Here is a 13,722-nt window from a genome sequence, read left to right on the forward strand (position 1 = left end):
AGGTGCTCGATGTTCTCCGCGACCAGTCGTTACTACGGCCTGCCCACCGCGGTCCGCGACCTCCCGGACGGTCGCTCGGTCCGCTTCGTCCGGCGGCGGTTGCTGCCGCAGCCCGAACAGCTCGCCCAGATCGGCGAGCGCGTGGTGAAACCGCGCGACCGGCTCGACCGCATCGCCGGCGAGGTGTTCGGCGACGCCGAGCAGTACTGGCGGATCGCCGACGCGAACCGGGCGATGGATCCGGACGAGCTGACCGCGACGCCGGGCCGCCGGTTGCGGATCACGCTGCCGCCCGGGATTCCGGCGGGAGGGACCGGTGGGTAAGAGCTTCCAGCTGCAGCTGATGATCGGCCAGGTGCTCGCCGCGCCGGTGCCGCACGAGCTGATCGACGCGTTGCAGTCCGTGCAGGTCACGTCGTCCGCGGGCGAGCGCAGCGGGTTCCAGCTGACCTTCGCGGTGAGCCGGAACTCGGTGCTCACCCGGGCGTTGCTGCCGTCCGGGCTGCTCGACCCTCCGGCGCGGGTCGTGCTGTCGGTGATCGTCGGCGGCTCGGCGGACGTGCTGATGGACGGGGTGATCACCCGGCACGAGATGAGCCCGGGCGCGGGTCCGGGCGAATCCCGGCTCACGGTGACCGGCGAGGACCTCACCGCGCTGATGGAACTCCGGTACGAGCAGGACGTCTTTCCCGGGATGCCGCTGCACGTGCGGGTGCTCAAAATCCTGGCCAAGTACGCGAGGTACGGCATCGTGCCCGCCCCGGTGCCGGTGCTGTTCGGGGAACCGCAACTGCCGCAGGAGAGAGTGGACGGCCAGTCCGACACCGATCTCGGCTACCTCCGGGGGCTGGCCACGGACGCCGGGTACGCCTTCTACCTGATCCCCGGGCCGGTGCCGGGCGCGAGCATCGGGTACTGGGGTCCGGAAATCCGGGGCGGGGTCGTGCAACCCGCGCTCACCGTCGATTCCGGGATGGCGTCCAATGTGGAATCCCTGTCGTTCAGTTTCGACGGCATGTCCCGGAAACAGTACACGATCCGGCTCACCGAACCGCACACCAAGATCGGGTTTTCCATTCCCGTGCCGAGCGTTTCGTTGCTGCGGCCACCGCTGGCGGCGCGTCCCGCGGTGGCTTTGAAAGAGGAGCCGTTGCTGGACCTGGCCGGACGGCCGACACCCGAGGTGTTGCTGCGTGCACTGAGCCAAACTGCGAAGAGCACCGACGCGGTGACCGGACAGGGAAAGCTCGACGTGCTCCGGTACGGCCACGTGCTCAAGTCGCGCGCGCTGGTCGGCGTGCGCGGCGCGGGGCTCGCGTACGACGGCCTCTATTACGTCAACCGCGTCACGCACGAGATCAAACGCGGCGAGTACAAGCAGAGTTTCGGACTGACCAGGGACGGTTTCGTCCCCTTCTCCCAGCAGGTGAGCGCATGACCGACGAAACGCGGTTCGACGGCACCTACCAGGGCGAGGTGGTGTCCAATGTAGACCCGCTCGGCCTGGACCGGCTGCTGGTGCGGGTCGTGGACGTACTGGGCGACAACGCCATCTGGGCGGCGGCGAGCACCGCGGCGCCGGGCATGAACGTGGTGCCGCTGATCGGGTCCGGGGTGTGGATCGAGTTCCAGGGCGGCGATCTCGGCCGCGCGGTGTGGACCGGCTTCCGGCGCGCCGTGCGCGAGGAGGGGCCGCCGATCGCGTCCAGCATCCTGCCGGGCGTGCCGCAGGTGGTCATCGGCACGCCGCTGACGCCGTTCGGCCAGCCGCCGCAGAACTACCTGCTGATCACCCAGCAGCCCGGGCCCACCGGCGGCATCCAGCTGCAGATCTTGGGTCCGTCCGGGCCGTACATCAAGCTCAACGAGACCGGGATCGAACTGTCCTGCGGCCCCGGTCTCGCCTCGATCCGGCTCGCCGGTACCTCGGTGATCGTCAACAACGGCACGCTCGTCGTTCCGAACTAGGAGGTGCGGACATGCCGGGATTCTTGCTCCACAGCGGAATGACGATGACCTGTCCGCACGGCGGCGCGGTGACCGCGATCCCGTCCGGACCGCCCGCGGCGCTGGTGAACGGAATGCCGGTGCTCACCTCCAAAGACCAGCTGATCGTCACCGGATGCTCGTTGGTTCCGCCGTGCGCGACGGTGCAGTGGACGAACCTTTCGTCCCTGCTGGCGGGCGGGGCCCTGGTGCTGACGCAGCTGCCTCCGGCCGGTCAGGGCGGCGGGACCTGCGTCGGCTCTCTTTCGCCCGGGCCGCCGGTCGTGGTTGTCATGCAACAGTTCGTCACGGGGAGGTGACCACTGTGGACATTGACTTCCCGTTCCATTTCGACGAACGCGGACGCGTCGCGGAAACCGGCTACGCGAACCACGTGCTCGACCTGATCGAGCAACTGCTCTTCACGACGCCAGGGGAGCGCGTGATGCGACCGGATTTCGGTTGCGGGTTGCTGGACCTAGTGTTCGAGCCGAACAGTCCGGAGCTGGCGGCCGCAGTGCAGGCGTCGGCGGAGGGAGCGTTGCACCGCTGGCTCGGCGACCTGATCACGGTGCAGCACCTGGACGTCATCGCCGAGGAAAGCACCTTGCGGATCGAAATCGGCTACGTCCTCCTCGCGACCGGCGAACGGCGCGAGGACGTCATCACCGGGAGGGCGGCATGATTGGCTGTGCGGACGAACGCCGCCGGGCGGACGTACGCGTCGCGGGCCGCAATGGGATCGACTCGGTCAGCGTGAGCGACGACGGCCGTTCGCTCACCGTGGGGTTCTTCGGCAAGGCACCGGAAGACTTGGTGCCAGCGAACTTCCGGATCGACGGCGGACGGCGCGTGACCGGGATCGTCGTCGTGGCGGTCGAATTGTGGGCGAGCGACGATCCTGACCTCGCGGACGCAGTGCGGCTGTCGGTCGATCGTGCCGGAGATTTGTCGACTTACCGACTGTCGGTGGTCGAGGCCGGTCCGCTCGGCAAGCCCGGAACGAGGCCGTATCCGGGTTTCGATCCGCGGTATTCCTTTGTGGACTTCACGTTCGCGAGCTGTGGCGACGTCGACTGCGCACCGGTCGAGGAAAGCCCGCCGCCGGCAGACGCCGCGGTTGAAATCGAATACCTCAGCAAGGATTACGCCAGCTTCCGGCAACTGCTGCTGGACCGGTTGAAGCTGACGATGCCGTCGTGGACGGAACGGCACGTCCCCGACGTCGGCATCATGCTCGCGGAACTGCTCGCCTACGAGGGCGACCGGCTGAGCTATCAGCAAGACGCGGTGGCAACCGAGGCGTATCTGGACACCGCGCGGCTGCGGGTCTCCGTGCGGCGGCACGCCCGGCTGGTCGATTATCCGATGCACGACGGATGTTCCGCGCGGGCTTGGGTGTGCATCGAAGCGGCCGAAGAGGTCACGCTCCCGCAAGGGACTTTCCGGTTCAGCACGGTGGACAGCGGCGCCCTCGGTGCGGCGGAGGTGTTCGAGCCGGTCCACGACGAGCCAGTCCCGCTGATCCCCGCACGCAACCGGATCAGCCTGTGGACCTGGGGCGACCACGAATGCTGCCTGCCCGCCGAGGCGACCTCGGCCACTCTCGTGGACAGCGACCGGGCGTTGCGTCTCGGGCCGGGCGACGTGCTGCTCTTCGAGGAACTGGTCGGCGCGACGTCCGGCCTCCCCGCCGACGCTGACCACACGCATCGGCAGGCGGTCCGGCTGACGTCGGTGACCGAGACGGAAGATGAGCTGTACCAGCAAAAGCTGCTGGAAGTGACGTGGGCCCGCGAGGACGCGCTTACTTTTGCGTTGTGCGTCAACGCGCGCGGCGGACCGGACTGCGCCGACCTCGAAGTCGGGATCGCCCGGGCAAACGTGGTGCTGGTCGAGCACGGCCAGCGGATCAGGCCGGAGTGCCACGTCGTTCCCGATCCCGCGCCGGAGGAACCGCAGTGTCCGCGCGATTGCGGCTGCGGATGCGGCGAGACCGAACCCCAGCCCGCGTACCCGCCGCTGCCGGTGATTGTTCAGCCGCAGCTACGGCATCAACCGGTCACGCAGAGCGTCCTGTTCCCGGATCCTGCCGACATCGCGGCCGCGCAGGCGCAGTGGCTGGTGGGGCTTCCCGGCCGGATTCGCGCCCGGCTGACCAAGCTGTGGCGGAGTGAACTGTCCGAAGAGGACATTGAGTTCGTCACCGTGCTTTTCGGGGCCAAACTCGTGAAGAAGCTGGGCCTTCGCGAGCATCCGCGACGCGCGCTGCGATACCTGCTGGCGTGCTTCGACGATCTGCTGGAAGCCAAACTGGAGCGGCTGAAGGACCTCATTCGCCAGGCTCGCGCGGGATACGTGCTCACCGCGAAGAACGAGGGCTGGGAGATCGGCCAGAGCTGGGGTGCGGACGAAGGCGCGAAACTCGACGAGCAGCGTCCGGCGTTCCGTGGTCCGGCCAGTCTCGCCACGCGGCCGGATCCGCGAGCCGCGCTGCCCGCGGTCGTCGTCACCGATCGAAACCACGAAGTCTGGCTGCCTCAGCGGGACCTGCTCGACAGCGGTCCGGCCGACCGGCATTTCGTCGGCGAGGTCACCGACACCGGCGCGACCGTGCTGAGGTTCGGCGACGGCCGCAATGGCGCGCAGTTCCCGTTGGGCGACGAGCTTAACGCGGCGCTGCGCGTGGGGACCGGCCTGGCAGGGAACGTCGGCCGGGAAGCGATCAGCAGCATCGTCTTCGACCACGTCGACGTGCCCGGCATCCGAAGCGTGCGCAATCCGTTGCCTGCGACGGGCGGGGTCGATCCCGAGCCGGTGTCGGACGTCCGGCTGCGCGCCCCGCAGGAAGTGCGCCGTCGGCTGCTGCGGGCCATTACCGCGGACGACTACGCGACGCTGGCCGGTGCCTCGCCGAGCGTGCAGCGGGCGGCGGGCGACTTGCGGTGGACCGGCAGCTGGTACGAGGCGCAGGTCGCGATCGATCCGCTCGGCATGGAGGTCGCGCCGAGCTGGCTGCTCGACGAAACCCGCGCCGCGCTGTATCGCTACCGCCGGATCGGCCACGATCTTTCGGTCTTCACCGCGACTCTCGTGCCGCTCGACCTGGCGGTGCACGTCGAGGTGCTGCCCGACCACATCGCCGGTCACGTCGGCACGGCGCTGCGGCGCGCGCTCGGCGCGTTCTTCCAGCCGGATCGCCTCACGTTCGGCACGCCGATCCGGGTCGGGCAGCTCGTCGCGACCGTCGCGGCGGTCCCCGGGGTCCGGCACGCCGAGGTGACCCGGCTGGAGCGGCTGTTCGGCCCGCCCGGCACCGCGCTCGCCATCGGCGTCCTCCCGATCGGGCCGCTCGAGGTGGCGCAACTGGACGACGACCCGAGCCGGCCCGAGAACGGGCGGCTCACCCTCGACCTGGCAGGCGGACGATGAACTGCGGCACGGGACAAAGCCCGACCACCCCGGCGACGACCTACCAGCGCCCCGGCCTGCCCGCGCTCTCGCGGCGGATCGGCACGTACGCGCGGTTCCGCCAGTCGATGCTGGCCCGGCTGGCGAGCCGGGGCGCGCTCGCCCCGCTCACCACGCGGGATCCGGACGACCCGGCGATCGCGTTGCTGGACTGCTGGGCGGTCGTCGGCGACGTGCTGACCTTCTACCAGGAACGGATCGCCAACGAGGGCTACCTGCGGACCGCCACCGAACCCGAATCGCTCAACCACCTGGGCGCGCTCGTCGGCTACACGCCGCGGCCCGCGCTGGCGGCGACCACCTACCTCGCGTACACGCTGGATCCCGGTGCGCGGACGGTGATTCCGGCAGGAACCCCTGCGAAGAGCGTGCCCGCGCAGGGCCAGCTGCCGCAGACGTTCGAGACCACGGCGGAACTCCAGGCCCGCGAGGAGTGGAACGCGCTGCAGGTCGCGACCACCGCCCCGGTCGACATCACCGACGACCCTGACGAGAAGATCGCCCGGCTCGGGATCGAGGGCACCACAGCGGCGCTCAAACCAGGGGACCGGTTGCTGCTGCTGTTCGGCACGTTCCCGCCGAAGATCCGGGTGGTCGCCGAGGCGACGGCGGACTTCCCGGCCAACCGGACGACGGTGAAGCTGGTCACGGCGGGCCTCGACGATCTGAACCAGGCGATCGCCGACCTCGTCGAGGCGATCGGCACCGCGGTGAGCCTCAAGCCCGCGCCGTCGCCCTGGATCGACGACACGGTGACGGCGCTGAAGACCACCAAGACCTATTTGGACAGTCTCGGCACCGCGACCACAGCGAGCCTGGTCCTGGCTCGCGCGGTCTCCGAATTCGGCACCGAGCTGTCGGAACAGGCCGCGCTCGCCCGGGCGCACGCGAGCTGCGCGATCCAGGATTGGTTCCGTAATTTCGTCGGGCCGGTTTCGGACAAGGCTGACGCCCTGCTGAAGCTCTGCACCGCGGCGTTGCGCGAAAGCGATCCGGAACTGCGCTACCTGACCGCGTTCGCCAGCGGATTGTTCTGCACCACGCCGGAGTACCGCTTCGAAAGCCGCGGAGGTTGCGGAACCAAATACGGCACCGACTGCGACCGGGCGGCAGCGCTGGTCGGGCTCACTCCGGTGCTGCCGTGGCTGCGGCGAGAGCCGTCCCGGCCGCCGCGCAAGGCAATCGACTTGCCGTCCACAGTGGACGAACTGTTCCACCCCAGTTCCGACGTGCACCCGAAGCTGCTCATCGAGGCCGATCCCCGGCTGGGCGCGAACCTGCACCACGCCTGGGCGAACGAACAAATCGCGCCGCCGCCCCAGCTGTCCGGTCTGCAGGTGCTGCGGATCCGGGCGGTCGCTGGGGTCCGTCCGCCCGGTGCGCCGACGGACCCGGCGGGCACCACGACGATCTGGCTGGACGCGGTGTACGACGGCATCGCCGGGGACAGCTGGGTCGTAGTGGAGTCGCCGGACGGCCAGCAGTCCGCCGCGCAGGTGACGCGGGTGCAGCTGGACACCGTCGACGTCCACGTTCCGGGCAAGTCCGAAGCGGTGGGGCACAAGCAGGTCACCAAGATCACGGTGAACAAGGTCGTGTCCCCGGTGCCCGGCGAGGGCACGGTCGTGTGGGCGCGCGGCGAAGCGCTCACCGCGGTCGGCGACCCGATCGCCACGGACGTGCAAGGGGCCGAGATCGAACTGGCCCGGGTCTACGACGGACTCCGGCCGGGCCGGTGGCTGGTGGTGTCCGGCGAACGCACCGACGTGCCGCACACCAGCGGGGTCCAGGCGGCGGAGGTGACAATGGTCGCGGGCATCCGGCAACGGGTCGAACCGGACCGCTACGGCAGCCGGGTCCGCACGTTCCTGTCGCTGGCCCCCGAACTGTCCTACCGGTACCGCCGGGACACCGTGACCGTCTACGGCAACGTCGTCGAGGCGGACCAGGGCGAGACCCGCACCGAGGTGCTCGGCAGCGGCGATCCGGGCGTGGCGAACCAGGTTTTCCCGCTCCGCCAGGCCAATGCGGACAACCCGCTCACGTTCCGGCCGTCCGCCAACGCTTCCGGCGCGGAAAGCACGCTCGTCGCCCGCGTGTCCGGCGTGCGCTGGCACGAAACCGAGGGGCTGGTCTGGTCCGGGCCGACGGACCACGACTACGAGGTGTCGGCCGCGGCGGGCACCCGGACGCTTCGGTTCGGCGACGGCGTCCACGGCGCGCGCGTCCCCGCGGGCGTGGAGAACGTGACCGCGGTTTACCGGATCGGCGCGGGGCCCGCCGGGAACGTCGCCGCCGGGCAGATCAACCAGGCCACCGGCCGTCCGCCGGGAGTGCGGGCGGTGACCAACCCGCTGGCGTCCGGCGGGGGAGCGGACGGCGACGGACCGGCGGACGTCCGGGCGTCGATCCCGCTGCGGATGCTCGCGCTCGACCGGCTGGTGTCGGTCCGCGACTACGAGGACTTCACCCGCGCCCGGGCCGGGATCGGGAAAGCCAAGGCGGTCAAGCTCTCCGACGGCGGGCGGCGCGTGGTGCACGTGACGGTCGCGGCGACCGGGGACGCGCGGATCGACTCGTCGTCCGGCTCCGTGGTCGCGCTGGAGGAGGCGTTGGCGGCCTTCGGCGACCGAGGCGTCCAGGTGCGGGTCGCGGTGCGGGAACGGGTGTTGCTCGTCCTGCACGCCGGGATCAAGGTGCTGCCGGACTACTCGTGGGAGCTGGTGGAACCCGCCGTGCGCGCCGCGTTGCTGGACGAGTTTTCCTTCGCTCGCCGGGAACTCGGCGAACCCGCGTTCCTCAGCGAGGCGTACGCCGCGATCCAGGCCGTGCCGGGGGTCGATTACGCCGCGATCACCGTGTTCGACGGCATCGGCGGCGACGTCACGCCGATCGAGCTGGCCACGGTCGCGGACCGGCTCACCGAGGCGAAGCCGTGCGTCGGCGCGTCCGGGGCGCGGTTCGAGGAGGTGTTCGACGAGGTGGGCTACGTGGACGGCTTCGACACGGACACCTTGACCACGATCGCGCTGCGGCACGGGCTGACGGTGAACGAACTGGTCCGCCTGAACCCGGGTCTCGATTCAACGGAACTTGCGAAGGGGGAGAAAGTGACCGTGTACCGCGGAATCCGGCCCGCCCGGCTCGCCGTGCTCCCGGCCGGAGTGCCGGAGGCCTTGCTGCTGGTGAGGATCCCATGACCGGCGATCCGGACCGGCTCTACGACCTCATGCCGTCGGTCTACCGGCGGCGCGACGAGGAGAACGCAGGGCCGCTGAAGGCGTTGCTCGGCGTGCTCACCGAACAGGCCGACCTGATCGGGGCCGACCTGGACGCGCAGTACGCGGACTGGTTCATCGAAACCTGCCAGGACTGGGTCGCGCCCTATCTTGGCGACCTCGTCGGGTACCAGATCCTGCCGGGCGCCGACGAAACGCTCGCGACCGGATCGGCGGCGGCGCGGCGGCTGCTGTCCGCTCTCGCACCTCGCCGCGACGTCGCGCACACCGTCGGCAACCGGCGGCGCAAGGGCACCTTGGCGTTGCTGGAACAACTCGCCGCGGATGTCGCGGAATGGCCCGCGCGGGCGGTCGAATTCCGGCAGCTGCTGGCGGTTTCGCAGGCGGTCCGGCTGCACGGCCGAGACCCGCGAGCGGACCGTCGGCGGCTGACCCGGGGACAGCTGACCGACCTCCACGGAGCCGACGCGCTCGACCGGCTCGACGGACCGTTCGACGAACTGGCGCATGCGATCGACGTCCGGCGGATCACGTCGCATCGCGGGACCGGCCGGTACGGGATTCCGGAGATCGGCCTGTACGTGTGGCGGCTCAAGCCGTATTCGATCACGTGCGGCCCAGCGTATTGCGAGGACCGGGCGCGGACCCGGTTCACGTTCAGCATCCTGGGCACCGACACTCCGCTCATCGTCTCCCCGGTGCGGGAGCCGTCCCCGAATCACATCGCCGACGAGACGAACGTGCCGGTGTTCATCAGGCGGCAAGCGTTTGCCGAACGACTGGCTGTCTACTATGGACCCGGCAAGAGTCTCTGCGTGTACCTCGGAGACGGGAATCCGGTGCCGCTTCGCGACATCGTGCCCGCGGATCTGTCCGGCTGGCGGTACCGGCCCGCGCACGGGAAGGTCGCGCTCGACCCGGTGCTCGGCCGGATTGCCTTCCCAGCCCGGCAGGCCCCGGAGTCCGGCGTGTGGGCCGACTATCACTACGGGTTTTCCGACGACCTCGGCGCCGGCGAGTATCCGCGTGCGACGGAAGCGGCGAAACACGTCTATCGCGTCGGTCCCGGGTATCACGAACTCGTCCGGGAAGCCGTCGAGGAATGGCAGCGGGACAAGGAAACCGATTCGTCCGCGCGCGAGGCGGTCATCGAATTCACCGACAGCGGAGCGTATCAGGAACAAATCGAGCTGACGGTCGACCGCGGAGATTGCCTCACGCTGCGGGCAGCGAGCGGAAAACGTCCGGTTCTGCGCCTGCTCGACTGGAACAGCAACCGTCCGGACGCGTTGCGGATCATCGGGACCGACCGCGGTGCGAAAGACGATCCGCTGCCCACGGTCGTCTTCGACGGACTGCTGATCACCGGGCGCAGCGTTCAGGTGCACGGCCCGGTCGGCCAGTTCGCGTTGCGGCACTGCACTTTGGTGCCCGGCTGGTCGCTCGACGCGCAATGCTGTCCGGAACATGAGGAAGAGGCCAGCGTCGAACTCGCCGACACTCCGGCTCGCCTCTGTGTGGAACGCAGCATCCTCGGCACGATCCTCGTCACCGCCGACGAAGTGCACCGCGAACCCAACCAGATCCGGCTCGCCGACAGCATCCTCGATGCCGCCGGACCCGGCGTCGCCGCGCTGAGCGGGCCAGACGACGGATGCGCGCACGCGGTGGTGAGCGCAAGCCGGTGCACGGTGTTCGGCTCCGTTTTCGCCCATGCCGCCGGGCTGCTCGAAAACTCCATTTTGGACGGTCGTGTGCGCATCGCCCGGCGGCAGGACGGGTGCGTCCGGTTCTGCTGGCTGCCGGAGAGTTCGCGCACCCCGCCCCGATTCCATTGCGAGCCGGAGCATTCCGGCGATCCGGCCCGCGTCGTTCCCCAGTTCACCTCCACCCGCTACGGCACTCCGGGCTACGCGCAGCTCGCGCGATCCGGGCCGGAGGAAATCGGCCGGGGTGCGGAGGACGGTGCGGAAATGGGGGCCTTCCACGACCTGTTCCACCCGCAACGCGAGGACAGTCTCCGGCTGCGGCTCGCCGAGTACACCCCGGCCGGCACGGACGCCGGCATCCTGTTCGCCTCTTAGGAGACCGCCATGCAAGCCGACTTCTCGCGCCGCACGTTCGACTCGCTGAAGCACTTCTCCGCGGTGCTGGCGCAACAGGGCCGGGTCCAGCTCGACGCGGACGCGAACGAGCAGGCCGCGATCCTGCTGTACCAGCTGCGTACCACGGTCGCCGACCTGCTCGGCCAGTCCGCCGCGCCCGCCGCCGCGGACGGATTCCGGATCGACCCCGGCCCGGACCGTTCGAAGATCGCCGACGTGGGGATCTCGGCCGGGCGGCTGTACGTCGACGGGCTGCTCGTCGAGAACGACCGGGCCACGAGCTATTGGACCCAACCCGAGGGCTACCTCGACCAGGAGAAGGACACGCTGCCCGAAACCGGTCCGTTCGTGGTGTACCTGCGGGTGTGGGAACGGCTGATCACCGCGCTGCAGGACCCGGCGATCCGCGAGATCGCGCTCGGCGACCCCGGCCCGGACACCGCGGCGCGGGCCAAGGTCGTCTGGCAGGTGGCCTGGTGCGCGGGAAAGAGCGTCGAGGATTTCGCCGACTTCCGCAACTCCCTGAACCCGGAACCCGGTCTCCTTGCCGCGCAAGCGAAACACCCGGAAGCCACGGACGCCTGCCACCTGCCCCCGGAGGCGCGGTTCCGCGGCCAGGAGAACCAGCTGTATCGCGTCGAGGTGCACACCGGCGGCCGGGCGTGGACGGATTCCTTGCCGAACAAGGGCTTCCGGCGGACGCTGCGCGGCGCGACCTTCAAATGGTCGCGGGAGAACGCGTCGGTCGTGTTCCCGATCCTCTCGGTGTCCGGAGCGACGGTGACGCTCGGCGCGCTGGGCCGGGACAGCAAACTGGACCTGGACGTCGGCGACTGGGTCGAACTGCTCGACGACGCGGCCGTCACCCGTGTCGCGGACGATCTCCCCGCGGAGGACCGGCCGGAGCCGGCCCCGGCGCTGCGGAAAGTCGTCGCGGTCGACCCGGCGGACCGGATCGTCACGCTGGACGACGAACTCGACGAGCACTGCGGCCCCGGCTCCGACCCGGACCTGCATCCGTTCCTGCGCCGCTGGGACCACCTCGCCCCGGCGGACAGCGAGGACGGCGCGGTGCCGCTGGTCGAGAACACCTGGATCGACCTGGAGGACGGCGTCCAAGTGCGCTTCGAGGCCCCGCCGAGGAGGTCGGCGGACGTGGCGGCCGGACAGGGCGGCACCTATCGCCGCGGCGACTACTGGCAGATCCCGGCCCGCACGGTGACCGGGGACGTCGAATGGCCCCGCGACGACGACGGCCCGCGTCCCGTTCCGCCGCACGGGGTCGAGTACCACTACGCGGTGCTGGGCGTGCTCGACGAGAACGGCGCGGTGACCCATTCGCCGGGCACCTTCGAACCGCTTTTCCGGCCAGGGCCGAAGCCCGTCGCCCCCGAGCCTCCTGCGGAGACCCCGAAGAAGACGACCGTGGTCGATGCGCCGCCAGTCGCGCATCCGACCGATTCGGTGGTGTTCGAGGCGGAGAAGTCCGCCGGGGCGGGCTCGGCGGCGCCGAAGCCGAAAGCCGCGACGGGTTCCGCGGGTGCGGGAGGCAACGGGGCGAGCGCACACTCAGCGACGCTGCCGCCGCCAGTCGAAACCGCCGACCCGAGCACCCCGCCGCCTGCCTCAGCAGCCACGGCTGCGGAGATCCCGACCACCACCGTCCCCGCGCCGATCACCGAAGAGGCACCGACCAAGCCGGAGAAACCAGCCATGACGCGACCGACCACGAAACTCGGCGACAACCTCACCTCCTGGCTGCGCACCGTCGTCCCCGGCCTGTGGTCGGCGCTCGTCGCGTGGCTCGTCTCGCTCGGCCTGCCCTCGTCGGTGACCGACGCGGTGGCCGGACTCGGCAACCAGGTCATCGTGCCGGTCGTGCTGGCCGTCGTGTACGCGTTGCTGCGGCAGCTCGAATCGCGGATGCCGCCGTGGCTCACCCGGGTCCTGCTCGGGTCGAACCGGCCGCCGAGCTACGCCGGAACCGAGGCGGACCATGCGCTGGGCTGACTATTCCGGCGGCCAGCCGAGCCCGTCCGGGCTGAAGGCGGCCGGGTTCGACGGGGTGATCCGCTACGCCGGGCTGGGCCGCGGCAGGAAACGGCTCACCGGCCCCGAGTACCGGACCCTCGTCCGCGGCGGGCTCACCGTCGCTCTCGTCGTCGAGCTGGGCACCGACGACGCGTGGGGCAGCCGCAACGACGACGACTTCGCCCGTGGGGTCGCGTTCGGACAGGCCGGTCTCGCCGACGCGCGGGCGATGGGCATCCCGGACTCGGTGATGATGGCCTGCGCCGCCGACAGCCACGCCGCGGCGTACCAGCTCGACGACGTCGTGCGGTTCGCGAGCGGGTTCGCCAGCGTGGTCGGCCGGGGCCGGGCGGGCTTCTACGGGTTTTCCGAGACGCTGCGCGCGGTGCACGACGCCGGGGTCGTGTCGTGGTACTGGCGCTGCGGTTCGCAACCGACGGCCGCCGAGCGGGCCTGGACCCATCTGTGGCAGCGCAACGACGGCACGGTCGACGTCGACCAGATCACGTGCGACATCGACGAGCAGTACATCGAGCTTCCCGGCGGCGGCACCGGGCCCGCCCCCGGCAACGACGAGGAGACTCTGATGCTGATACCCGCAGCCCCGAACGGCGACCATTTCTATCTTCCGCTCGCCGGCCGTCCGCCGTACCTGTACCTGTTCTGCGGATACGGGGACACCATCGAGATCAAGCAGATGGACTTCGTGCGCGCGAGCAAGGAAGGCGACCAGGGCGATTTCGTGCCCGGCGCGCAGATCCGGAACTTCACGTTCCTGTCCGACCGGCCCGGCCCGCTGGACCTGCGCAGCGCGGCCGCGGCCGGCGCCGTCGGCGTCTCGATCTGGTACCAGGCACAGCATTCCTTCACCGCGTACATCGGCTGAGCGG

At 70.2% G+C, this 13,722-nt stretch carries 10 protein-coding genes; all 10 read left to right on the forward strand.

Features of this window, described 5'->3' with window-relative positions; genetic code table 11:
• Positions 1-9 precede the first annotated feature (9 nt).
• From SSMG_RS04505 to SSMG_RS04550, 10 genes are read left to right on the forward strand one after another with little or no spacing between them, the layout of a single operon-like run.
• Positions 10-324 (forward strand): LysM peptidoglycan-binding domain-containing protein, encoded by a 315-nt coding sequence (locus tag SSMG_RS04505; protein ID WP_009073206.1) that lies wholly within the window; start codon positions 10-12, stop codon positions 322-324.
• Positions 317-1,438: a hypothetical protein gene (locus SSMG_RS04510; RefSeq protein WP_009073207.1), complete on the forward strand. Its 1,122-nt coding sequence runs from the start codon at positions 317-319 to the stop codon at positions 1,436-1,438. The genes SSMG_RS04505 and SSMG_RS04510 overlap by 8 nt, the downstream gene beginning before the upstream one ends.
• The gene (locus SSMG_RS04515) at positions 1,435-1,968 is read left to right on the forward strand and encodes a phage baseplate assembly protein V (RefSeq protein WP_009073209.1); all 534 of its coding nucleotides are present in this window, start codon (positions 1,435-1,437) and stop codon (positions 1,966-1,968) included. Before SSMG_RS04510 ends, SSMG_RS04515 begins: the two co-directional genes overlap by 4 nt.
• An 11-nt stretch (positions 1,969-1,979) precedes the next feature.
• Positions 1,980-2,306, forward strand: coding sequence for a hypothetical protein (locus SSMG_RS46630; protein ID WP_009073212.1), 327 nt, complete (start codon positions 1,980-1,982; stop codon positions 2,304-2,306).
• A gap of 5 nt (positions 2,307-2,311) precedes the next feature.
• Positions 2,312-2,671: a GPW/gp25 family protein gene (locus SSMG_RS04525; RefSeq protein WP_234392800.1), complete on the forward strand. Its 360-nt coding sequence runs from the start codon at positions 2,312-2,314 to the stop codon at positions 2,669-2,671.
• A complete protein-coding gene (locus SSMG_RS04530; protein WP_009073215.1) occupies positions 2,668-5,418 on the forward strand; it encodes a putative baseplate assembly protein in 2,751 nt (916 codons plus the stop codon). Before SSMG_RS04525 ends, SSMG_RS04530 begins: the two co-directional genes overlap by 4 nt.
• Positions 5,415-8,657: a putative baseplate assembly protein gene (locus tag SSMG_RS42220; RefSeq protein ID WP_050788112.1), complete on the forward strand. Its 3,243-nt coding sequence runs from the start codon at positions 5,415-5,417 to the stop codon at positions 8,655-8,657. Before SSMG_RS04530 ends, SSMG_RS42220 begins: the two co-directional genes overlap by 4 nt.
• On the forward strand, positions 8,654-10,780 hold the full coding sequence (locus SSMG_RS04540) for a hypothetical protein (RefSeq protein ID WP_009073218.1): 2,127 nt from the start codon (positions 8,654-8,656) through the stop codon (positions 10,778-10,780). The genes SSMG_RS42220 and SSMG_RS04540 overlap by 4 nt, the downstream gene beginning before the upstream one ends.
• A 9-nt stretch (positions 10,781-10,789) precedes the next feature.
• Positions 10,790-12,811 carry a DUF6519 domain-containing protein gene (locus SSMG_RS45945; protein ID WP_009073220.1) on the forward strand — a complete coding sequence of 674 codons (2,022 nt, stop codon included), beginning with the start codon at positions 10,790-10,792 and terminating at the stop codon, positions 12,809-12,811.
• A complete protein-coding gene (locus SSMG_RS04550) occupies positions 12,798-13,718 on the forward strand; it encodes a glycoside hydrolase domain-containing protein (protein WP_009073222.1) in 921 nt (306 codons plus the stop codon). The genes SSMG_RS45945 and SSMG_RS04550 overlap by 14 nt, the downstream gene beginning before the upstream one ends.
• Positions 13,719-13,722 lie beyond the last annotated feature (4 nt).

The organism is Streptomyces sp. AA4 (genome assembly GCF_000158875.1).
Classification (GTDB): Bacteria; Actinomycetota; Actinomycetes; order Mycobacteriales; family Pseudonocardiaceae; genus Amycolatopsis.